This window comes from Gordonia prachuapensis (assembly GCF_036350515.1).
Lineage (GTDB): Bacteria > Actinomycetota > Actinomycetes > Mycobacteriales > Mycobacteriaceae > Gordonia > Gordonia prachuapensis.
This window is the reverse complement of record NZ_JAZDUE010000023.1, coordinates 43,911-65,982: the sequence shown is the minus strand read 5'-3', so window position 1 is coordinate 65,982 and position 22,072 is coordinate 43,911. Positions and strand designations below refer to the sequence as shown.

The following is a 22,072-nucleotide window of genomic DNA, read 5'->3' as shown; positions in this document are numbered from 1 at the left end:
TCAGCTGCGTGAGACCTTGTACGCCGCGCCCGCGCCCTCGCGCTTCTTCATCTTCTTGATCGCGTCGTGATGACGCCGAGCGTGATAGGCCAGCGGGAAGTAGGTGAGCCGCTCGGGCAGCACGCGGTAGGCGACCCGGATGGCGGCGTGGATCCGTTCGAGTTCACGCTGCTCCTCGTCGGACCATGTGACGCCGAGGATCTCCCGGATGCGGGGATCCATCACCCCGACCGTGGTCAGGTAGTTGAGTTTCTGACCGGGCACCGATGCGATGTGGGCGACGGTGTTCGCGAAACGGACGAACGGTGCCGGCACCATCTTGTCGAGCCGCGGTGCCGTCTGCATCTGCCGGACCAGTTCCAGGGCGGTCGGATGCGCGACGAGGACGTTGTCGATCATGTTCTCGTAGTACGGCGCGAACTCCTCGACCGTCTGCGGGAAGCCGTTCATCGGCACCTGCACGATCTTCGCGATGCGCAGGTTGTCCCGGTAGATCTCCTCGACCTCGTCCGGCGTGAACTCGCGGCCCAGGACGAGCGGCGCCGCTTTCAACGACGTGGGGAACGCCGTGGCGATGACCCACTGATACGCCTCGGGGTTCAGCGCGCTGATGTGCTTGCCCTCGGAGTTGCGCATCTGCAGCGGTTGGTGCATCCGCCGCAGCCGCTTACCCTCCTCGATCGCCTCTTGGCCGCCGTATACCCAGCGCATGACCGAGTCGATCGATCGGACGGCCCGTCCCATCGGATCGGTCCGGTAGACCGAGTACTTCCCCACGATGTCTCCGATGACGGGATGCATGACCTGCATGACGAACGCGGCGCCGTTGACCGGGAGGAAGGTGAACCGGCCGACGAGCTCGGCGGTGAGCGAATCCGGGGAGATGAGCTCGATCTCGTCGTCGCCGTGCGAGAGCACCGACTCATCGGACAGAACCGGGGACGGCTGGGTGATTGTCATCGCGGACCTCCGAGCACTCTGACCCACACGTGGTGAGCGACCTCTATCTGAGGACTTGTGTAGTCAGATTACCCGGCTCGGTGTCGCGAGTCGACAACTTCACGCAAATTGGGGTGATGGGCGTCTCAGCGCGCCATCCACAGTCGCCGTCGGATCACGCCACGCATGCGGCGCAACTCCCCTGTGCTCAACGACGACGGCGGGTCGTCGGAGACGATCCGGTCCACCTCGCGGAAGAAGTCCCGATCCGACAAGCCGAACTCATCGGCGATGACACTCGAGGATCCTCCGCCGAGGGGATACCAGTGGGTCTCGAAATCGACCATCCGCTGTTGCTCTGCCGGTCGTGCGTCGTCCGGGCCACCGTCACGAACGGTGCCCTCGTGGCCGATGCGGTCCTGCCGAATGTGGTGTTGCTGGTTGTGCACTGCGATCTGCCCCTGCGAATATGCGGTTTGCCCGTACACGCCGACCGAGCCTCGCCGGGCTGACTGTTCAACACCTGGTCGGTCGACAGGAATCGACACCATTGTGCCTCGCGTCGTGGCGCGTGTCACCGTCCGCGACATGAATGGCGGGTGACCTGACTCCCCAAGGCGGACATAACCGTCGAAAGCGAATTCGGTCCCGCCGCCACGGGTTTCGAAGTTCGTCCGTCAGTCGTCGTATCGCGGAACGACTGCGTACACCTCGAGTTCGCGGGGTACGCCCTTGGCCTTGAACCGCCTGCGACGACTGCTGTAGCGGGAGGCGTCCGCGGAGTGAAGTGTCGCGTCGCTGACGAGGAGCTCCCCTGCCCCGGCAGCGTCGGCGACCCGGGCCGCGATGTTGACGTCGACACCGATGAAGTCGTCACCCACCGACCGCGGAGTCCCCGTGTGCAACCCGGCACGCAGCTGTGGACGGTACCCGTCGATGGTCAGTGCACTGACTCCGCAGATGGCCTCGTGCGCCGCTTCGATGGCCTCCGTGCCGTCGAGGAAGACCGCCATGGTGCCATCGCCGAGTTGTTTGACGATGCTGCCGCCTCGGGCCCTGACGACCGACTCGGTCACCTCGTTGACCGACGCGAGGAGTCGCAGCACCTGTTCGTCGCCGACGTCGAGGGCCCAGGTGGAGAAGCCGACCAGATCGGTGAACAGGATGGTGGCAGGCACCGGGGTCTGGTGGCGACCGCCTCGGCGAGCGAGCAGTGTCTGCCAGACCTGGATCGCGCCGAGCCCGAGTTCGCGGACCACGCTCGGCTGATCGGGACGCGACTCGTTGATCAGGCGCGCCAGACGATCGGAGGCACGTCCTGCCGGGGCCGGCTGTGCCGTCGGGAGCAGACCGCGGGCCGCGCGAGCCGCCCGCACCGCACCGGTGTTGGCGTCGGATCGGGCCAGTGCGTCGGCTGCTCGGCGAGCGGGTCCACGGTTCTCGCCACGGTCGACGTCGGTCGGATCGGCCGGCTCGTCGCTCGGCTCGTGGCGCGTCACGCGGCCCAGTCTATCGAGCGCTTGTCGAGGTAACTGCCGGCGTGCGCCGACCGGCAGCGTGTGGTTCTCGAAACGGAGACGGTCATGTCACCACGGGCGTTCGACGCGCTTCGCGACGGTTGGCGTAGACGCTGCTCGCGAACGCCGCACCGATGAACACGACGCCGATGAGGCCCGTGACGACCTCGTTGATGTGGACGTGCACGCTCACGAGCAGGATCACGGCCAGCGCCCCGATCGCCCAGTGCGCTCCGTGCTCGAGGTATCGGTACTGGCCGAGCGTGCCCTGCCGCACGAGGTAGATCGTGATCGAACGGACGAAGATGGCGCCGATGAACCCGAGGCCGAGCGCGATGATGATCGGATCGGAAGTGATGGCGAAGGCGCCGATGACGCCGTCGAAGGAGAATGAGGCATCCAGGACCTCGAGGTAGAGGAACAGGAAGAATCCGGCTCGCCCGACGGCCGCGGTCGCCGGCGCGGGGCGGCGGGTCCCGGGCTGGGGGCTCTCCGGCTCGGTTATGCCTGGCTGCCGGCGCTGGAACAGCGTGCTCAGACCGTTGACCAGGAGGTAGGTGATCATTCCGAGCAGTCCGGAGATCAGGATCGTCGCGCGTGTCTCGTCCGGTGCCAGGTATTCGGCGATCACGACCAGGACGATCGCGGCGATCACCACCGTGATCTGGTCGATCTGTCCCAGGCGCCGTAGCGGCCGTTCGATCCACGACAGCCACGTCAGCGACCTGTCGGCGAGCATGAAGTTGAGGAACAGCAGCAACAGGAACATGCCGCCAAACGCCGCGATCTGCGGGTGCGCCTCGAGCAGGATGGTCTCGTAGCTCGGGCTGCCGTCCGGGAAGTGATCGGCGCCGCCCGGCGGTGGGTTCAGGGCCAGACGCAGGGCCTCCAGCGGTGCCAGACCACCGGTGATCCACACGATCGCGAGCGGGAACAGCAGGCGCATGCCGAAGACGGCGATGAGAATCCCGACCGTCAGGAACATCCGCTGCCAGAACATGCTCATCCGCTCCAGCACGGTGGCGTTGATGACGGCGTTGTCGAAGGACAGCGAGATCTCCAGGATCCCGAGGATCGCGCACAGCGCCAACCCGGTCCAGCCCTGGTAGAGAAAGGCGGCCGCGAGCGCGGCGAGGGTGACGACGATCGACAGACCGAAGATCCGGACGATCAACGAAGTTTCTCGGCTTCCCGCGCCAGGCCGAGCAGGTCGTCGGTCATCGTCTGCAGCGTGGGGGCGTCGGCCCGCTCGGCGACGGCCGTGGCCAGATCCTCGGCGGCGCAGCGCAGGGCGAACATGCGGTCGCCGAAGGCAACGGCCTCGGCGGCGCTCAGGATCACCGCGTCGTCGGGAATAGAAGTACCGTGCGTGAGCGCTCTTTGTTCATAGGCGCGTTGCCGGCAGGACTGCTTGCAGTACTTGCGGCGGCGGCCGTGGTCGGAGTCGACCATGCTGCGACCACACCACGAGCAGGAATACGGTCGCCGGCGCGGGTCATCCACGGAGTCGACCGTACCGGGGTCCGCCGACCATCGCGGGACGTGGCGTCCCCGGGCGGTTCCGGAGACGCGCGTAGAATGAACATGATCAGCGTCGGATGACGCCGCTCTGACACGCCCACGGGACGTGCACGGATCGGCCGCGAACTCGGCGCCCGACGAGAGATGTTGAGAGGAAAGTTTTATGGCAGATCGAGTACTTCGGGGTAGCCGCCTCGGTGCGGTGAGCTACGAGACCGATCGCGATCACGACCTCGCACCACGACGCATCGTCCAGTACCGCACCGACAACGGTGAGATCTTCGACGTCCCGTTCGCCGACGACGCGGAGGTCCCGTCGAAGTGGCCGTGCAAGAACGGCATGGAGGGGACCATCCTCGAGGGCGCCGAACCCGAGGAGAAGAAGACCAAGCCGCCACGCACCCACTGGGACATGCTCCTCGAGCGGCGTTCCGAAGAGGAACTCGAGGTGCTCCTCAACGAGCGGCTCGAACTGCTGAAACAGCGGCGCAAGGGCGTCACGAACTGACCGTGAGGTTCTGACGACCGCAGTTTGACGACCGTGGTTGATCAACGACACCGGCCGGGTGGATCACCCGGCCGGTGTCGTGTCTCTGCTCAGCTCCTCCGGCCGAACCGTTCGAGTCGGCTCTCGATCCCCCACCGGGCCACCATCAGGAAGGCCTCGGTCATCACGCCGCCGCTCATCTTCGACTCGCCGACCTCACGTTCGGTGAACGTGATCGGCACCTCGCGGACGTCGAATCCGGCGCGCACCGCCCGCCACGCCAGGTCGATCTGGAAGCAGTAGCCCGCCGACTCCACGGTGTCGAGCTGAATCTTCTCCAGCACCTGCCTGCGGTAGGCACGAAAGCCCGCGGTGATGTCATGCACCCGTGCGCCGAGCGCGAGGCGTGCGTAGGTGTTGGCTCCTCGCGACAACAGTTCGCGGTGCCGCGGCCAGTTGACGAGCCGGCCACCCGGCACGTACCGGGAACCGATCACCAGGTCGGCACCGTCGTTGATGGCGTCCAGCAGACGATGTAGTTGTTCGGGAGCGTGGCTGCCGTCGGCGTCCATCTCGATGATCACCGCGTACTCCCGCTCGAGGCCCCAGGCGAATCCGGCCAGATAGGCCTTGCCGAGCCCGTCCTTCTCGGTGCGGTGCAGGACGTGTAGGCGGTTGTCGGGGTCGGCCGCTGCGAGTTCGTCGGCGACGTCACCGGTGCCGTCGGGGCTGGAATCGTCGACGACCAGCACGTGCACACCGGGTAGCGCCTCCTGGAGGCGGGTCACGATGACGGGAAGGTTCTCGCGTTCGTTGAAGGTCGGGACGACAACCAGAGCCCGGTCGCCGCGAGCACCGACCACCCCTGGTAGGGCCCCGTCCGGACTCTCCCCTGGTTGTTCGTTCCCGGCTTTCGGTTCACCCAATGCCACCGAGCTCCTTATCTGATCCTGTGACCCTGTCCGCCTGTGCCGCCCTGTCCGGCTGTGTGGCCCTGCCCGGCTGTGTGGCCCTGTCCGGCTGTGTGGCGCTGTCTGATCGGGTCACCGGGCCTGGGTCTCGCGATCCGAGTCGTGTCAGAGAGAACCTAGTATGCCGTGTCAGTGCGAACAAAAACCCGATGGCGGCGATCACGATCGCCGTCGTGAGTGGCCAGTCGCCGAGACGCGTCGCCCAGGTGCGCTCGTCATGCAGCGGCAGGCGGCTCGTCAGCACCGCGGGCGTGAAGATCCCGCTCTGTTCGATGATCATGCCGTCGGGGTCGATGATCGCGCTGACCCCGCTGGTCGCTGCGACCACGGCGGCCCGCCCGTGCTCGACCGCTCGCACCTGCGACATCGCGAGCTGCTGGTAGGTCATCTCGGTACGGCCGAAGGTGGCGTTGTTGGTGGGGATGTACAGGATCTGCGCGCCGTCGTCGACGGCCTTGCGCGCCGATCGGTCGAACGCCACCTCCCAGCAGGTCGACACGCCCACCTCGACCGTTCCGGACCTGCCGGGCACGGTCACCGTGGACGGCCCGGAACCGGGACGGAAGTTTCCGGCCATGTCGGCGTACGACGAGAACATCCGGAAGAAGCCGCGCCACGGCAGATACTCCCCGAAGGGTTGGATGATCTGTTTGTCGTAGCGGTCGACCGGTCCGCGCTGCCCATCCCACACCAGGACGGTGTTCGTGGGCCGGCCGTCCGGATTCATCACCAGGGTGCCGACGAGGATCGGCGCGCCCACCGAGACCGACGCCTCGGTGATCTCCGCCGCGGCGTCGGGGTTGGCCAGCGGCGAGATGTCCGACGCGTTCTCCGGCCAGGCCACCAGGTCCGGCTGGGCGGCCACTCCGCTACGGACGGCGGCAGCCAGTGCTTTCGTCTCGCGGACGTGGTTGTCGAGGACGGCTCGGCGCTGAGCATTGAAGTCCAACCCCAGTCGCGGCACGTTGCCCTGGATGGCGGCCACCCGCACCGACGATGCCGCGACATTGCGGTCGACGGTGTCCGGGGTCAGCGCGATCGCGGCGACCGGACCGACGAGGGCCAGGACCACGGCGAGGGCTGCGACGCGCACCGTCTGCCGGCCATGATGATCACCGTCGCGCACCGCGCGGATCGCCACCTGGGCCAGCCAGGCGATCGACGCACCCAGCAGCGCCACCGCCGCCGACAGTCCCGGCGCCCCCAACACCGAGGCGAGCGGGAGCAACGGTCCGTCGACTTGACTGAACGCGGCTCTGCCCCAGGGGAAACCGCCGAACGGGAACGACGACCGCAACCATTCGACCAGGACCCACGACAGGGTGAACCACACCGGCGGAACCGGTAGCCGCATGGTGATGACCGCGATCAGTCCGAACAACGCCGTGTACAAGGCGAGCGCAACGGCGAGGGCCAACCACGGCAGTGGCCCGACGTACACCCCGATCCACGGCAGCAGTGGGACGAAGAACGCGAGGCCGAAGACGAAACCCAGCCACACGCCGGTGCGGACCCGTGGTCGACCCGCGCCGAGCGCGGCGGCCAGCAGACCGAGGCCGACCACGGCGAGGAACCACAGGTTGCGTGGCGGGAAGGCCGCCCACATCGCGACCCCCGCGAGCGCGGCCACCCCGGTCCGTAACGCCAGGATCATCCGTGATGACGGGACTCGTCGGCCGCCGATCCCTGGGTCGGCCGTCACGATCCGCCGCCGTCGAGCACCCCGATGTCGAACAGGACCTCGCGGCGGTGCACCGTGCGGACACAGCGGGGCAGCCGGGCATCGGGGGCGATGTCGGGCAACGCCGGCACCCGCGATCGCGGGTCGGTGGACCACCGCTGCACGCTCTCGTGAGACCCGGCGACAACGAGGTCGTCGACGTCCCACACCGCATAGCTCGCGGGTGCGCCGGGCACCAATGTGCCGGCCATTCCGTCGTTGACTCCGGCCGCACGCCACCCCCCGCGGGTGACCGCGGCGAAGGCGCCGCGTGCCGAGATCGCGTTGCGTGGCTGGTGATGATGAACCGCGGCCCGGATGGTCGCCCACGGGTCGATCGGGGTGACCGGGGCGTCCGACGAGAACGCCAGTGCCAGGCCCGCACGCGCATGTCCGGCGAAGTCGTTGAGCCCGGCCGCTCGCGTGGCACCGAGACGCTGCTCATACAGGTCACCCGGACCACCCCACGCCGCATCGAACAGCGGCTGCATGCTGGCCACGACCCCGCATCGCGCCAGCACCTCGGCCTGCGCCGGGGTCACCATCTCGGCGTGCTCGAGACGGTGCGCGCAGCGCGCCAGCGCCGGCGTACCGAGCTCGGTTGCCAGTTCGTCGAAGGCCGCGACGACCGCCGCGGTCGCGGCGTCGCCGATCACATGGAACCCGGCCTGGATCCGGATCTCGGTACACGCCCGGATGTGGTCTCGGATGGTCTCGTAGTCGAGGTAGCTGATCCCGGTGTGCCCCGGGTCGTCGTGATACGGCGCGGTCAGCCAGGCGGTGTGCGACCCGAACGCACCGTCGATGAACAGGTCGCCGGCCAACGCGTCAGCACGACTGATGGACAGCAGTTCACGCGCGTGCTCGGCGCTCTCGACCGGCTGTCCCCAATAGCGACGAACCTCGACCGGGTGGTCGAGGTCAGCGAGGGACAGGAAGTCGTCGAGGCCGCTGATGTCCGGTCCACCGTTCTCGTGGACGGCGACGACGCCGTGCGCGGCGGCGTTGTCGAGGGCGCGGCGTTGCGCGCGTACGCGTTGGGCGGCGGTGACGAGCTGCCGGGCGGCCCCGCGGACGAGGTGATGTGCCTCGGCGACCAGCGGTTCCTCGGGGTGGTAGCCGGCAGCATCCGCCAGTTCGGGCACGAGCCGGCGGAGCGCGGTGGACGCGACCGCGGAGTGCTCGTCGATGCGGGCGAGGTAGGCGGGCAGGTTCCCGACCACGGCGTCGATCTCGCTGGTGGTCGGGAATCGGTTCTCGTCGGCATCCGGCCCGGTCCACCCCGAGTCGTCCCAGCCCAGACCCCAGATCAGCTCACCCTCGTCGGTGCCGGCGGCGTACTCCGCGACCCGGCGGAGGCAGTCGGACCGGTCGGTGGTGTCGTTGAGTGTCAGACCGGCGAGTCCCAGCCCGGTGGAGGTCAGATGGACGTGCGAGTCGACGAAGCCGGGGGCGACGAAACGGCCGCCCAAGTCGATGACCTGCGCATCCGGGTGCAGTGCCCGCCCGACCTCGTCGGTGCCGACCCAGACGATGACACCGTCGGTGATGGCCATCGCGGTCGCGTCAGGGGCTGTGGGTGAATAGACGGCTCCGCCCAGGAGCAGTTCCGTGGTCACGGTCGTCCAGTGTGCCCTGCGTCGGTCGGCGACGGGTCAGTGGCCCCGCGGCAGCCCGCGGTTGTCGGAATCCGTGGACGGAGGCGTCCGGACCGTACCGTCGGTCTCCACGACGGTGCCGTCGACGACCGTGCCGCCCCGCACGTAGATGCCAGAGGCATACAGCCCCGCGCGGTTCATGCTCGCGGCAAAGCTCTTGGCGCCCGCGGCGGCGACGACCGGACGCAGTCCCCGCCGCACGGGCGGCGCGAGCAGCAGCAATCCCACGGCGGTCGAGACGATGCCCGGCACCACCATGAGCAGCGTCGCGGCGGCCAGCAGAGCGGTGTCGGTCAGCGGGCCGCGCGGGTCGACCTCGTTGCGCGAGGCACGGCCGAGCTCGGCGAACACCTTCCGGCCCTGCTGTTGTAGCAGCGCGAACCCGGCCACCACCGCGGCCAGGGTGATCAGCACGGCCCATCCCAGGCCCAGGAAGTGGGCCATGGCGACAAACGCACCGATCTCGATCGCGAAGTAGGCGATCACGTACAGCATTCGCATGCCGACTCTGCCTTTCCGGGATTCGTCGCGGCGCCCACGGGCGGTGGACGCAGGTCTCTCCCTGTTCGTACAACGTCACACAGGGTCGGATTTCTCCCGATTCGGCCGGGTTTCTCGAAAACGGCGGGCCAGTGTCCCGCGTCGGAAATTCGTTGATGATTTCGACGTCCAGGCGGCGCCTCGCTTCGTTGGCGTCGTCGCAGGTACATCCAGTACCTGCTCCTCCGCCGCCTCGCGATGCATCCACCTGGACCGCCGAACTCATGAAACGAATTTCCGACGCGGGACACTCGCGGTCAGCCGTCACGACCTTCGATGTCGCCCTCGGTCTGCAGGTACACCTGCCGCAGCTGGTCGAGCATGTCGGCGGGTGGCTGTTCCCACAGGTCGCGTTCGACGGCCTCCAGCAGGCGTTCGGCGATCCCGTGGAGCGCCCACGGATTGGACTGCTGCATGAACCGCTGATTGTCCTCGTCCAGGACATAGGCCTCGGTCAGCTTCTCGTACATCCAGTCGGCGACCACGTTGGTGGTGGCGTCGTAGCCGAACAGGTAGTCGACGGTCGCCGCCATCTCGAATGCGCCCTTGTAGCCGTGGCGCTGCATCGCGGAGATCCACCGGGGGTTGACGACGCGCGCCCGGAACACCCGGCTGGTCTCCTCCGACAGGGTCCGGGTCCGGACCGAATCCGGCCGGGTGCTGTCACCTATGTAGGCGTCCGGGTCCTTGCCGGTGAGTGCGCGGACGGTGGTGACCATGCCGCCGTGGTACTGGAAGTAGTCGTCGGAGTCGGCGATGTCGTGTTCGCGCGTATCGGTGTTCTTGGCCGCCACCGCGATTCGTCGGTAGGCCGCGCGCATGTCGTCGACGGCGGGCACCCCGGCGAGGTCACGGCCGTAGGCGTAGCCACCCCATTCGGTGTACACCTGCGCGAGATCGGCGTCGCTCCGCCACTCCCGCGAGTCGATCAGTTGCAGCAGTCCGGCTCCGTAGGTGCCCGGTTTGGATCCGAAGATGCGGGACACGGCCCGGCGGTGGTCGCCGTGTTCGGCCGTCGCCGCGCGCACGTGCGCGGCGACGAAGTTCTGCTCGTCGGGTTCGTCGGCGGCGGCCGCCAGCGCCACCGCGTCGTCGAGCATGGTCACCACGTGCGGGAACGCGTCGCGGAAGAAACCGGAGATGCGGACGGTGACGTCGATGCGGGGCCGGCCGAGTTCGGTGAGCGGGATGAGTTCGAGGTCGGACACCCGGCGGGACGCCTCGTCCCAGATCGGCATGACACCCAACAACGCGAGTACCTCGGCGATGTCGTCGCCGGAGGTCCGCATCGCACTGGTGCCCCACACCGACAGGCCGACCGACGCCGGATAGGACCCGTGGTCGTCGAGATAGCGCTGCAGCAGGGAATCGGCCAGGGCGCGGCCGGTCTCCCAGGCCAGCCTGCTCGGGACGGCCTTCGGGTCGACCGAGTAGAAGTTGCGGCCGGTCGGCAGCACGTTGATCAGGCCGCGCAGCGGGGAGCCACTGGGCCCGGCCTCGATGAAGCGACCGTCGAGCGCGCGGAGGATCTGGTCGATCTCGCGGGTCGTCTGGCGCAGCCGGGGGATCACCTCGCGGGCCGCGAATGTGAGGATGTCGCCGACGGCCGGCGGATGACCGGTGGCGGGGTCGGCGATGGACTGCGGCGACCACTCCCCTTTCGCGCATGCGGCGACGAGTTCCCGGGCGGTCGCCTCGACGTCGTCGACGGTGCCGCGGCCCGCACTGCCGTCCTCGGACAGACCGAGCGCCTCACGCAGACCCGGCAGCGCCTGACTGCCGCCCCACAGCTGGCGGGCACGCAACATCGCCAGGACGAGGTCGACCTCGTTGTCGTGGGCGGGCGCCTCGCCCAGCACGTGCAGGCCGTCGCGGATCTGGACGTCCTTGATCTCGCACAGCCAGCCGTCGACGTGCAGCAACATGTCGTCGAACACGTCCTCGTCCGGTCGTTCGGACAGGCCGAGGTCGTGGTCCATCTTCGCCGCCGTCAGCAGGGTCCAGATCTGCTGTCGGATCGCGGGCAGTTTCGCCGGGTCGAGGGCGGAGATGTTGGCGTGCTCGTCGAGCAGCTGCTCGAGGCGTGAGATGTCGCCGTAGGACTCGGCGCGGGCCATCGGCGGGATCAGATGGTCGACGAGGACGGCGTGCGCGCGGCGTTTGGCCTGCGTGCCCTCCCCCGGGTCGTTGACCAGGAACGGGTAGATCAGCGGAACGTCACCGAGGGCGGCGTCGGTGCCGCACTCGGCGGACATGCCCAGGGTCTTGCCGGGCAGCCACTCCAGGTTGCCGTGCTTGCCGACGTGCACGATCGCGTCGGCCCCGAAACCGTCGATGTCGGCGGTGTCGGTGTTGGCAGAGTCGCGGTCGCCGCGGCCGGTGAGCCAGCGGTAGGACGCCAGATAGTGGTGCGACGGCGGCAGATCCGGGTCGTGGTAGATGGCCACCGGGTTCTCGCCGAAGCCGCGTGGCGGCTGCACCATCAGCACGATGTTGCCGAACCGCATCGCGGCGACGACGATGTCGCCGTCGGGGTTGGCCGATCGGTCGACGAAGAGCTCGCCGGGCGCCGGCCCCCAATGCTCTTCGACGGCGTCGCGCAATGTCTCCGGCAGCGTGGCGAACCAGCGCCGGTAGTCGGCCGCGGATACCCGGATCGGGTTCGCCGCGAGGGTCTCCTCGGTGAGCCAGTCCGGATCCTGTCCCCCGGCTTCGATGATCGCGTGGATCAGTGCGTCCGAATCCGATTCCGCCAGACCGGGTATCGCGCCGGGGCCGTCGGTCGGCCCGATGTCGTAGCCGGCGGTGCGCAATGCGTCGAGGAGATGCAACAGGCTGCGCGGAGTATCGAGGCCGACGGCGTTGCCGATCCGCGCATGTTTGGTCGGGTAGGCCGACAGCATCAGCGCCACCCGACGGTCGGGCGCCGCGATGGCGCGCAGCCGGGCGTGCGCGACGGCGATCCCGGCCACCCGGGCACACCGCTCGTGATCCGGCTGGTACCACGGCAGACCGTTGTCGTCGAACTCCTTGAAAGAGAACGGCACCGTGATGATCCGGCCGTCGAACTCGGGGACCGCGACCTGGGTGGCCACGTCCAGCGGTGACAGTCCGTCGTCGGTGGCCGCCCAGTCCGCGCGGGAGCCGGTCAGGCACAGGCCCTGCAGGATCGGGATGTCGAGCGCGGCGAGGCGTTCGATGTTCCATGCGTCGTCGTCCCCGCCCGCGGACGCCGTCGCGGGCGTGGCGCCACCCGCGGCGAGCACCGTGACGACCAGGGCGTCGGCGGTGCCCAGCAGGTCGATGAGATCGTCGGGCGCGGTGCGCAGGGAGGCGCAGAAGATCGGCAGTGCCCGCGCACCACGGTCCTCGATGGCGGCACACAGCGCGTCGACGTACCGGGTGTTGCCGGCCAGATGCTGCGCTCGATAGTAGAGGACGGCGACTGTGGGGGCGTCGGCGACTGCGGGCGCGGCGGCCGGGCGCGGGGAGCGTTCGAGGATGCCCCAGGCCGGGGTCTGCTGTGGCGGTTCGAAACCGAGACCTGTCAGCAGCACGGTGTCGGAGAGGAAGTTGTGCAGGTTGACCAGGTTCGCCACGCCACCGGCCGCGAGGTAGTTGTGGGCCTCGGCGACGACGCCGGCGGGAACCGTCGACAACGCCATCAGGTCCGGGTCGGGTTGCTGCTCCCCGGAACACACGACGAGCGGCTTACCGGTCGCCGCGACCGCGGTCAGCCCTTCCTCCCAGGCGCGGACCCCACCCAGGATGCGTACGACGACGAGATCGGCATCGCCCGTGAGTTCGGGGATGTCGTCGACGAGGATGCGGGACGGATTGGCGACGGTGAAGTCGGCATCACCGGCGGCCGCGGTGATCAGGTCCGTGTCCGAGGTCGAGAGCAGCAGAAGCATCGTCAGATCTCCTCGCCGGGAGGCGCGCCCGGTGTGTGTCGGCGGAGCCGCTGTGCGGCCCCGGCGTGGTCCGTTTGGTCACCGAGGCGCAGGTCTGACTTCGGCGTCCGGCGTGTGCCGGTCACCGTCACAGTGGCGCGACCGTGCCGGCCTCGCACCGGCTTCTGTCGCACTCGGTGCATTCAGCCTAGTTGTAGCCCTCGAACGCGGTCAGGCCCGGCTACGACGCAGCCGAGGCCTACCCTGGAATCCGTGACCCAGCCGACCCACCGCGACGTCGCCGACCGCTGCCCGGGTGTGTTCAGTACGCACGCGGCCGCCGACGGTGCGGTGGCCCGGGTGCGGCTGCCGGGGGGCCGGATACAGCCGGGGCAGCTCGAGATCCTCGCGCAGGCGGCGGCCGCGCACGGCGACGGATTCCTCGAGCCGACCGCTCGAGGTAACCTGCAATTGCGCGGAATCTCCGATGTCGCCGCGGTGGCGCAGGCGGTGATCGACGCGGGACTGGCTCCCAGCAAGACCCACGACACGGTGCGCAACATCGAGGTCAGTCCGTTGACGGGCCGCATCGGCGGTGCAGCCGACGTGTGGCCGGTCGCCGATGCCCTCGACGCCGGCCTGCGCGCCGATGACCGATCGACGGCGTTGTCGGGGCGCTTCCTGCTCGGCGTGGATGACGGTCGTGGTGACATCGTGCGTCGGCGTCCGGATGCCTGCGCGCTCGCCCGCCGGGAGGCTCCGGATGCGGCGAAAGATGCGGTGGGCGCCACCGGCATCGTCGCCGACATCATGGTCGACGGGGAGCTGCTCGGGTCGGCCACCGGCGTGGACGGGATCGTCGCCGCGCTCCTCGACGTCGCCCACGACTTCACCGCGGTCGCGCCGCAGGCGTGGCGCGTCGGCGATCTGACGGCCGAGCAGCGGGACTCGCTCGTCTCCGGTGTCCGGGCTCGCCTGGCGCCGGCGATCGGGGGTGCGACCAGCACCGACGCCACCGACGCCGCGGATCCGATCGTCGGATGGTTCGATCAGGACGATGGTGCGGTCCTGCTCGGGGCCGTGGTGGAGCTGGGCCGGCTGCCGGCGCGTCTCGCCGAGTTTCTCGCGGCGGTGGGCAAGCCGCTGATCTTCACCCCTGACCGGGAGATCCTGCTGTGCGATCTCGACGAAGGTGTCGCTGAGACCGTCGTCCGTGTCCTCGCACCGATGGGGCTGATCTTCGATGCGTCCTCACCGTGGGCGCGGGTCAGTTGCTGTGTCGGCGCACCCGGCTGCTCGAAGGCGGCCGCGCCCGTCCGGGACGATCTGCTGGAGCGGGTCCGGGCCGGTGAATCCGTGGAGGACCGCGAGCACTGGGTGGGATGTGGGCGCCGGTGCGGTTCTCCCGCCGGGCCGCATCTCCTGGTGGAGGCGACGCCCGACGACGGGTATCGCACCCACCGTCGTTAGGCTTGCGGGCACCATGACCGACTACCTGCGCGACGGCGCCGCGATCTATCGCCAGTCATTTGCCACGATTCGCGCCGAATCGGATCTGAGCTCGTTCGGCCCCGACGTCTCGCAGGTGGTCGTCCGGATGATCCACGCGTGTGGGCAGACCGATCTCACCGACGACGTCGTTGCGACCGCCGGTGTCGTGCGGGCCGCGCGGGCGGCGCTGAACACCGGGGCGCCGATCCTGTGCGACGCCTCGATGGTGGCCGCCGGGGTCACCCGGAAACGCCTCCCGGCCGACAACGAGGTGCTGTGTCATCTACGTGAGCCGTCGCTGCCGGATCTCGCCGAACGTCTGGGCACCACCCGTACCGCTGCCGCACTGGAGTTCTGGCGACCGCGCCTGGCCGGCTCGGTGGTGGCCATCGGCAACGCGCCGACAGCGCTCTTCGCGCTCCTGGACATGATCGACGCCGGTGCGCCCCGTCCCGCCGCCATCGTCGGTGCGCCGGTCGGTTTCGTCGGGGCGGCCGAATCCTGCGCCGCGCTCGCCGACCGCGACGACCTCGAGTTCATCACCGTCACCGGCCGACGGGGTGGCTCGGCCATCACCGCGGCGGCGATCAATGCTCTCGCGAGTGCCGAGGAGTGACGACGGTGGCAGGAAAGCTCTGGGGTGTCGGGCTGGGTCCCGGCGACAGCGAACTCGTGACGGTGAAGGCTGCCCGCGTGATCGCCGCCGCCGACGTGATCGCGTATCACTGTGCGCGCCACGGCAACAGCATCGCCCGGTCGGTGGCCGAGCCGTATCTGCGCGACGGGCAGATCGAGGAACGCCTGATGTATCCGGTGACCACCGAGGGCACCGATCATCCGGGCGGCTATGACGGTGCGCTGCGCGACTTCTACACCGCGAGTGCCGCCCGACTCGCCGAGCACCTGCGCGCGGGCCGCGACGTCGTGCTGCTCGCCGAGGGTGACCCACTGTTCTTCAGTTCGTACATGCACATGCACAAGCGACTCGTCGCCGAGTTCGACACGGAGATCATCCCGGGCGTGACCTCGGTGAGCGCATCGTCGGCGGCGGTGGGTATTCCCCTGGTAGAGGGTGAGGAAACCCTGACGGTGGTGCCGGGCACCCTGCCGACACCGGCGCTGGCCGCCCGATTCCGGGCGGCCGAGGCGATCGCGGTCCTCAAGCTGGGGCGAACGTTCGTCCGAGTGCGCGAGGCGCTCGCACAGGCCGGTCGCCTCGACGAGGCCTGGTACGTGGAGCGCGCGTCGACGCAGGTGCAGCGGGTGCTGCCGGTGGCGGACGTGAATCCCGAAGAGGTGCCGTACTTCTCGATGGTCGTGGTGCCGGGTCCACGCAACAGCCCGGTCGGCGCCGGGCACGGCACCCAGGCGCCGGGTGAGGTCGTGGTGGTCGGTCTGGGGCCGGGTGCCGATGATCTGACCACCCCCGCCGTCGCCGCCGAACTCGCTCGGGCCACCGACCTCGTCGGCTACAAGACGTACCTGGCGCGCGTCACGCCGCGGCCGGGTCAGCGCATCCACGCGAGCGACAACCGCGTCGAGTCGGAACGCGCGGAGTTCGCCCTGGATCTCGCGGCGCGTGGCGCCCGGGTGGCTGTGGTCTCCTCGGGTGACCCCGGGGTGTTCGCGATGGCGAGCGCGGTTGCGGAGGTCGCCGCCGAAGCCAGGTGGCAGGGTGTCGGCGTGCGCGTGCAGCCCGGGGTCACCGCGGCGAACGCGGTCGCCGCCGCTGTCGGCGCGCCACTCGGCCACGACTATGCGGTCATCTCGCTGTCGGACCGACTCAAGCCGTGGGAGGTCATCGAGGACCGGATCCGGCACGCAATCGCCGCCGACCTCGCGGTCGCCGTCTACAACCCCGGCTCGGCCAGCCGAACCTGGCAGGTCACGCGGTTGCGCGAGATCCTGTTGGAGACGACCTCACCCGATCGTCTGATCGTTCTGGGCCGGGACGTCGGCAGACCGGAGGAATCGTTGCGCACCACCACGGTCGGTGATCTCGACCCGGCGGTCGTGGACATGCGGACGTTGCTGATCATCGGGTCGTCGGCCACCACGATCGCACCCCGCCCCGCGGGCGACCTCGTGTACACGCCGCGTCGTCACGACGGCTGACGGTCCGATCCCGGTCAGGTCGACAGGGCGACGACCCAGTCCATCGCGGCCGATGTCGTCCCGACCGTCTCGCCGACGGCCGGTTCGGGTGGTCGCTGCACCATGACCACCCGGATTCCGAGTTCGGCGGCCGCCGTCAGCTTCGCCCGGGTCAGTTCTCCCCCGCTGTTCTTGGTCACCAGTACGTCGATACCGTTGTCGCGCATCAGGTCCCGCTCGCGATCGAGGTCGTAGGGTCCCCGCGAGCGCAGGATCTGATACCGCGGTGGCAGCGCCCCCGTCGGTGGGTCGACGACGCGGATGAGGAACCACGCATCGGCCAGGGCGGAGAAGGTCGTGACGTCCTGTCGGCCGGTGGTCAGGAACACGCGCAACCCATCGTGCGTGTCCGCCAGGCGGCTGACCGTGCGTGCGGCGGCATCGATGTCGGACACCAGTTGCCAGCTGTCGTCGGCATCCGGCTCCCACGGAGGACGACGTAGGCGCAACAGCGGAGTGCCGAGGCGCTGCGCCGCGGCGGCGGCGTGCTCGGTCATCGTCTGCGCGAACGGGTGTGTCGCGTCGACGACCCCGGAGATCTCGTGTTCCCGAAGCCACGTGACGAGCCCGTCGACACCACCGAACCCGCCGATTCGCACGTCCCCCACCGGTAGCCGGGGATCCCGGACCCGCCCGGCCAACGAGCTCACCACCGGGATGTCGGCGGACACCAACTGGGTCGCGAGCTCGCGGGCCTCTCCGGTCCCGCCGAGCAGCAGGATCCGACCCTCACCCATCGTCACGGAGTTTGTCGTCACGGTGCTCGTCGGCACGGAGTTTGGTCATGCGGGCCTCGGAGTACAGGTAGCTGTCGCTGACCTCGGGATGAACATTCGGGTCCAGGACGCGGCCGACGAAGATGACCGCGGTGCGACGGATCCCGGCGGCCTCGAGCGCTCCGGGTAACTCGGCGAGCGGACAGCGAACGATCTGCTGATCGGCGCGAGTGGCGAAAGCGACTGTGGCGGTGGGACACCGGGGACCGTAGTGTGGGACCAGCGCATCGACGATCTCCTCGGCCCGGTGGGCGGCGAGATGCAGGGCGAGGGTGATGCCGGTGGCCGCGAGCCGTTCGAGTTCCTCGCCGTGCGGCATGGCGGTCGACAATGTGGACACCCGGGTGATCAGCAGACTCTGCCCGACACCGGGCACGGTCAGCTCGGCGTCGAGCGCCGCGGCGGCGGCAGCGAACGCCGGGACCCCGGGCACCACCTCGACCGGGATGCCATGGGCGGCGAGTTCGCGGCGCTGCTCGGTCATCGCCGAGTACAACGACGGATCCCCGGAGTGCAGGCGCGCCACGTCGTCGCCGGCCGTATGTGCGTCGACGATGTGGGAGACGATCTGCGCCAGGGGCATGCGGGCGGTGTCGATCAATGTCGCACCCGGCGGGCAGAGCTCCAGCAGTTCGGCCGGGACCAGGGACCCGGCGTACAGACAGGTCCGGCACCGCTTCAGCAGTTGCGCGCCGCGCAGCGTGATCAGATCCGGTGCACCGGGACCGGCGCCGATGACGTAGACGGTCACGGTCGATCCACCACCCACTGGACGATCGGCAAGGCGGGACGCCATGTCGTCATCGTCCCCAGCGGCGCGGCCGTCTCGACGGAATGTCGACGCAACGTCCCGCCGTGGTTCGCGAACCACTCGCCGAGCAGTGCCTGGGTCTCCAGGGTGACCGCATTGGCGACGAGCCGGCCGCCGGGCGGGATCAGCTCCCAGACCCGGGAGAGCAGCTCGCGGTCGAGGCCTCCACCGATGAAGACCGCGTCCGGGTCCGGTGCCGCGGCACACTTCTGCGGGGCCGCGCCGAGAACGGTGAGGCGCTCGTGCACACCGTGGTGTAACGCGTTGTCCTGCAATCGGTCACGTCTGTCCGAGCTGCGCTCGAAGGCCACCGCGCGTCCGGTCGGTTCCGCCCGGAGCCATTCGATGGCGATACTGCCGGACCCGGAACCGATGTCCCACAGCAGTTGTCGGCGCACCGGAGCGAGCGCCGAGACGGTCAGCGCCCGAATCGGCTGCTTGGTGATCTGGCCGTCGTTCACATACGCGTCGTCGGGTCGGCCCGGTGCGCGGGAACGGCCGGGGCCGACACAACCGACGGCGACGATGTTCAGCGGGTCACCGGGCGGCCGCGCCCAGGTGCGGGCGACCCCGCGGACCACCGTCTCGGAGTCACCACCGAGCTGTTCCAGCACGGTCATCGACGACCAACCGTATCCGTTGTCCGCCAGCAGTTTCGCGACCTGCGACGGGGTGGCCGCGCCGCGGCTGAGGATGAGCAGGTCGCGACCGTCGTCCAGTTCGTCGGCGAGGGTGGCGACGTCGTGGGTCACCAGGCTGACCACTCGGACCTCGGACAGATCCCAGCCGAGACGGGCACACGCCAGCGCGGCACTCGACACCGCAGGAAGGACACGTACGCGGTCGGCGCCGACGGCTCGCACGATGCTCGTCCCGATGCCATGGAACATCGGATCGCCGCTGGCCAGCACATGCCGGACCCCATCGTGGCCGTCGGTGAGGACGCGGTGCAGATGCGCGCTCATCGGCGACGACCACGGTTCGCGCCGCGCCGGCAGATCCGGGAGCAGGTCGAGCTGACGATGCGATCCGAGGATGATCTGGGCGCCGGCGAGCTCGGTCTGCGCCCGACGGGTCAGCCCGTCCCACCCGTCGGCCCCGATGCCGACCACGACGAACGATCCGCTCATCGCGGCAACCGCCGCCAGATCGCGCGTGGAAGCAGGCGCATGCCGATGAACACGAACCTCAGGATTCCCGGTATCCACACGTCGGTGCGACCACGTCGATAGGCGCGGGCGACGGCGTCGGCCACCGCTTCGGCGTCGACGGAGAACGGTGCGGGCTTGACGCCATCGGCCATCAGCTCCTTCGTCATCTGGCCGACGACGAAGCCTGGACGTGCCAGCAGAAGTCGAGCTCCGGTGCCGTGCAACGAATCCGCCATGCCGCCGGCGAAGCCGTCGAGACCGGCCTTGGTGGAGCCGTAGACATAGTTGGCGCGACGAACGCGGACACCGGCCACGGACGAGAACACGACGATCGTGCCCGACCGCTGTACCCGGAATGCCTGCGCGAGCGGGATGAGCACACTGACCTGCGCGAGGTAATCGGTGTGCGCGATCTGTAGCGCGTGGGCGACGTCGGCCTCGGCGCGCGCTTGATCGCCGAGGATGCCGAATGCGACGATCGCCGCCTCGATCGGTCCGTGTTTCTCGACCAGGGCCGCGACGAGCGTGGGATGGGAGTCGGTGTCGTCGGCGTCAAATGCGACCGTGTGCACCTCGGTGGCGCCAGCGGCGAGCAGTGCGGCGGTCTCGTCGGCGAGGTCGTCGGGCCGGCGCGCCGCGAGCACGACGTGCCGGCCGGGCGCGAGACGCCGGGCCAACGCGACACCGATCTCGCTGCGTCCACCGAACAGGAGAATGGTTCCGTCCGGGTCGCGTTGGGCCATGGCTAGCAGTATCGCATCCTGCGTTAGCGTGATGGCATGACCCGCACCCCCGACGATCTCGGCCCCGCCGGCACGGAGTTCCTCGCCGAACGCCACCTCGCGACGTTGGCGACGCTACGGTCCGACGGGTCACCGCATGTCGTCGCCGTGGGCTTCACCTGGGACGCGGAGCACGGACTCGCCCGGGTGATCACCTCCGACGGCAACCAGAAGGTGCGCAACGTGGAGCGGGGCGGATACGCGGCCGTGACCAACATCGACGGACCCCGGTGGCTGACGCTCGAGGGCCCGGCGACGGTGCGCCGCGAGCCGGAGCGGGTTCGCGAGGCCGAGGAACGCTATGCAGGGCGCTACCGGCAACCGAAACCCAATCCGCGACGGGTGGTGATCGAGATCCGCGTGTCCCGGGTGCTGGGTTCGGCCCGGTTGTTCGGCTGATCTGGGCGCCCTTCGTGACGCCCACTCACTCCGTTCGCGGGCTCCTCAGGGACCGGGGTGGGTTATTTCCCCCGATCCCTGAGGAGGTCCGGAGCGCTAGCGGAGGACCGTCACGAAGGGCGGCTACAGCACCTGCAGGTCGTGCGGTCGCGTGTTCATCGGCTCGCAGCCGTCGTCGGTGACGACGACGATGTCCTCGATCCGCGCGCCCCAACGACCGTCGAAGTACACACCCGGTTCGACGCTGAACGCCATGCCGGGCCGTAGCGGGATGTCGTTGCCGCTCACGATGTAGGGCTCCTCGTGTACCGACAACCCGATACCGTGTCCGGTCCGATGGATGAAGGCGTCGGCGAGACCGTGGTCGCGGAGATGGTCGCGCGCGACGGCGTCCACGGATTCCGCGGTGACCCCCGGTCGGATTGCCGCCACCGCCGTGCGCTGTGCTTCCTGCAGTGCCGCGTACGCCTCCGCGACGTCACCGGCAGGCTCGGCGAAGCAGTAGGTGCGGGTGGAGTCGGAGTTGTAGCCGGGCTCCACCGGCCCGCCGATGTCGATGACGACGACGTCGTCGGGCTCGATCACGCGATCGGAGAACTCGTGGTGGGGATCGGCTCCGTGCGGGCCCGAGCCGACGATGATGAACGCCGCTTCGGTGTGCCCTTCGGCGAGTATCGCCGCGCGGATGTCGTCGGCGACGGCCCGCTCGGTGCGGCCGGGCTTCAGCCATTCCCCCATTCGCGCGTGCACGCGGTCGATCGCCGCGCCCGCTTGCCGGAGGGAGTCGATCTCGCTGTCGTCCTTGATCATCCGGAGTTCGCGTAAGACGTCCGTGGCCAGTACGGGCGGGGTGCCGGTGCGAGTGGCGATCGGGACGACGTGAAGTGCGGGCATCGTGTCACAGACCGCGACCCGGGCCGAGGCCGGAAGGCCGGACAGCGCGATCGCGTACGGGTCCTCGCCGTCCACCCAGGCGGCCATCTCGACGTCGAGGTCACCCAGCGCGGAGTCACGGACCGACGCCAGTTCGAGGCGGGCCACCACCAGGCGGGGCTCGTCGTCGGCGGGCACGACCAGCGCGGTCAGCCGCTCGAAGGTGTCGGCGCGGGAACCCGTGAGATACCGCAGATCCGGGCCGGTGGAGACGACCAACGCGTCGAGGCCGGCGGCGGCGGTCAGGGCGCGAGCGCGCTCGAGCCGGTGGCGGTAGACATCGGATGCGAACCGGTAGGCCATGTAGCGCAGCCTACCGCCGCAACACG

Annotated in this window: 20 protein-coding genes; 5 read left to right on the top strand and 15 right to left on the bottom strand. The window is 69.3% G+C overall.

Translation table 11 applies throughout. The features are described from left to right. From V1Y59_RS21765 to V1Y59_RS21745, 5 genes are all read right to left on the bottom strand, one after another. Complete coding sequence (locus V1Y59_RS21765; RefSeq protein ID WP_330507122.1) at window positions 1-960, bottom strand: oxygenase MpaB family protein; 960 nt, start codon at window positions 958-960, stop codon at window positions 1-3. Between the two features lie 125 nt (window positions 961-1,085). Next, window positions 1,086-1,286 (bottom strand): hypothetical protein, encoded by a 201-nt coding sequence (locus tag V1Y59_RS21760; RefSeq protein ID WP_330507140.1) that lies wholly within the window; start codon window positions 1,284-1,286, stop codon window positions 1,086-1,088. Window positions 1,287-1,616: 330 nt separating this feature from the next. Further along, window positions 1,617-2,438 (bottom strand): adenylate/guanylate cyclase domain-containing protein, encoded by an 822-nt coding sequence (locus V1Y59_RS21755; RefSeq protein WP_431309265.1) that lies wholly within the window; start codon window positions 2,436-2,438, stop codon window positions 1,617-1,619. Window positions 2,439-2,520: 82 nt separating this feature from the next. Further along, entirely contained in the window at window positions 2,521-3,630 is a 1,110-nt protein-coding gene (locus tag V1Y59_RS21750; RefSeq protein WP_330507120.1) for a DUF475 domain-containing protein, read from the bottom strand. After that, the gene (locus V1Y59_RS21745; protein WP_330507119.1) at window positions 3,627-3,908 is read right to left on the bottom strand and encodes a hypothetical protein; all 282 of its coding nucleotides are present in this window, start codon (window positions 3,906-3,908) and stop codon (window positions 3,627-3,629) included. The genes V1Y59_RS21750 and V1Y59_RS21745 overlap by 4 nt, the downstream gene beginning before the upstream one ends. A gap of 232 nt (window positions 3,909-4,140) precedes the next feature. Here V1Y59_RS21745 and V1Y59_RS21740 point away from each other — a divergent pair, with 232 nt between their 5' ends. Then, window positions 4,141-4,485: an RNA polymerase-binding protein RbpA gene (locus V1Y59_RS21740; RefSeq protein ID WP_160902307.1), complete on the top strand. Its 345-nt coding sequence runs from the start codon at window positions 4,141-4,143 to the stop codon at window positions 4,483-4,485. A gap of 89 nt (window positions 4,486-4,574) precedes the next feature. Here the strand turns inward: V1Y59_RS21740 and V1Y59_RS21735 are convergent, their stop codons facing one another. The 5 genes from V1Y59_RS21735 to cobN form a co-directional block, all read right to left on the bottom strand. Then, window positions 4,575-5,327, bottom strand: a complete 753-nt coding sequence (locus V1Y59_RS21735) for a polyprenol monophosphomannose synthase (RefSeq protein WP_431309267.1) — start codon at window positions 5,325-5,327, stop codon at window positions 4,575-4,577. Window positions 5,328-5,382: 55 nt separating this feature from the next. Further along, complete coding sequence (gene lnt, locus V1Y59_RS21730; RefSeq protein WP_330507138.1) at window positions 5,383-7,089, bottom strand: apolipoprotein N-acyltransferase; 1,707 nt, start codon at window positions 7,087-7,089, stop codon at window positions 5,383-5,385. A gap of 44 nt (window positions 7,090-7,133) precedes the next feature. After that, the gene (locus tag V1Y59_RS21725; protein WP_330507117.1) at window positions 7,134-8,774 is read right to left on the bottom strand and encodes an amidohydrolase; all 1,641 of its coding nucleotides are present in this window, start codon (window positions 8,772-8,774) and stop codon (window positions 7,134-7,136) included. A 36-nt stretch (window positions 8,775-8,810) separates the two neighbouring features. Continuing rightward, window positions 8,811-9,314, bottom strand: coding sequence for an FxsA family protein (locus V1Y59_RS21720; RefSeq protein ID WP_330507116.1), 504 nt, complete (start codon window positions 9,312-9,314; stop codon window positions 8,811-8,813). Window positions 9,315-9,610: 296 nt separating this feature from the next. Then, entirely contained in the window at window positions 9,611-13,267 is a 3,657-nt protein-coding gene (cobN, locus tag V1Y59_RS21715) for a cobaltochelatase subunit CobN (RefSeq protein ID WP_330507115.1), read from the bottom strand. A 252-nt stretch (window positions 13,268-13,519) separates the two neighbouring features. On the opposite strand from cobN, the gene V1Y59_RS21710 reads away from it, so the two are divergent. The 3 genes from V1Y59_RS21710 to cobJ are packed head-to-tail and all read left to right on the top strand — an operon-like array spanning window position 13,520 to window position 16,852. Then, window positions 13,520-14,716, top strand: coding sequence for a precorrin-3B synthase (locus tag V1Y59_RS21710; protein ID WP_330507114.1), 1,197 nt, complete (start codon window positions 13,520-13,522; stop codon window positions 14,714-14,716). A 13-nt stretch (window positions 14,717-14,729) separates the two neighbouring features. Next, a complete protein-coding gene (locus V1Y59_RS21705; RefSeq protein WP_330507113.1) occupies window positions 14,730-15,353 on the top strand; it encodes a precorrin-8X methylmutase in 624 nt (207 codons plus the stop codon). A 5-nt stretch (window positions 15,354-15,358) separates the two neighbouring features. After that, window positions 15,359-16,852: a precorrin-3B C(17)-methyltransferase gene (gene cobJ / locus V1Y59_RS21700; protein ID WP_330507112.1), complete on the top strand. Its 1,494-nt coding sequence runs from the start codon at window positions 15,359-15,361 to the stop codon at window positions 16,850-16,852. A gap of 14 nt (window positions 16,853-16,866) precedes the next feature. Here the strand turns inward: cobJ and V1Y59_RS21695 are convergent, their stop codons facing one another. Genes V1Y59_RS21695 through dprE2 form a run of 4 tightly spaced genes read right to left on the bottom strand, consistent with a single transcriptional unit; the run spans window position 16,867 to window position 20,372 of the window. Beyond that, entirely contained in the window at window positions 16,867-17,628 is a 762-nt protein-coding gene (locus V1Y59_RS21695) for a cobalt-precorrin-6A reductase (RefSeq protein WP_330507111.1), read from the bottom strand. After that, window positions 17,621-18,418, bottom strand: coding sequence for a precorrin-4 C(11)-methyltransferase (gene cobM, locus V1Y59_RS21690; protein ID WP_330507110.1), 798 nt, complete (start codon window positions 18,416-18,418; stop codon window positions 17,621-17,623). Before cobM ends, V1Y59_RS21695 begins: the two co-directional genes overlap by 8 nt. Continuing rightward, window positions 18,415-19,608, bottom strand: coding sequence for a precorrin-6y C5,15-methyltransferase (decarboxylating) subunit CbiE (gene cbiE / locus V1Y59_RS21685; RefSeq protein ID WP_330507109.1), 1,194 nt, complete (start codon window positions 19,606-19,608; stop codon window positions 18,415-18,417). Before cbiE ends, cobM begins: the two co-directional genes overlap by 4 nt. Beyond that, window positions 19,605-20,372 carry a decaprenylphospho-beta-D-erythro-pentofuranosid-2-ulose 2-reductase gene (dprE2, locus tag V1Y59_RS21680; RefSeq protein ID WP_330507108.1) on the bottom strand — a complete coding sequence of 256 codons (768 nt, stop codon included), beginning with the start codon at window positions 20,370-20,372 and terminating at the stop codon, window positions 19,605-19,607. Before dprE2 ends, cbiE begins: the two co-directional genes overlap by 4 nt. A gap of 36 nt (window positions 20,373-20,408) precedes the next feature. On the opposite strand from dprE2, the gene V1Y59_RS21675 reads away from it, so the two are divergent. Further along, a complete protein-coding gene (locus V1Y59_RS21675; protein ID WP_330507107.1) occupies window positions 20,409-20,810 on the top strand; it encodes a PPOX class F420-dependent oxidoreductase in 402 nt (133 codons plus the stop codon). Window positions 20,811-20,933: 123 nt separating this feature from the next. On the opposite strand, the gene V1Y59_RS21670 is transcribed toward V1Y59_RS21675, so the two are convergent. Then, the gene (locus V1Y59_RS21670) at window positions 20,934-22,046 is read right to left on the bottom strand and encodes a M24 family metallopeptidase (RefSeq protein WP_330507106.1); all 1,113 of its coding nucleotides are present in this window, start codon (window positions 22,044-22,046) and stop codon (window positions 20,934-20,936) included. Window positions 22,047-22,072 lie beyond the last annotated feature (26 nt).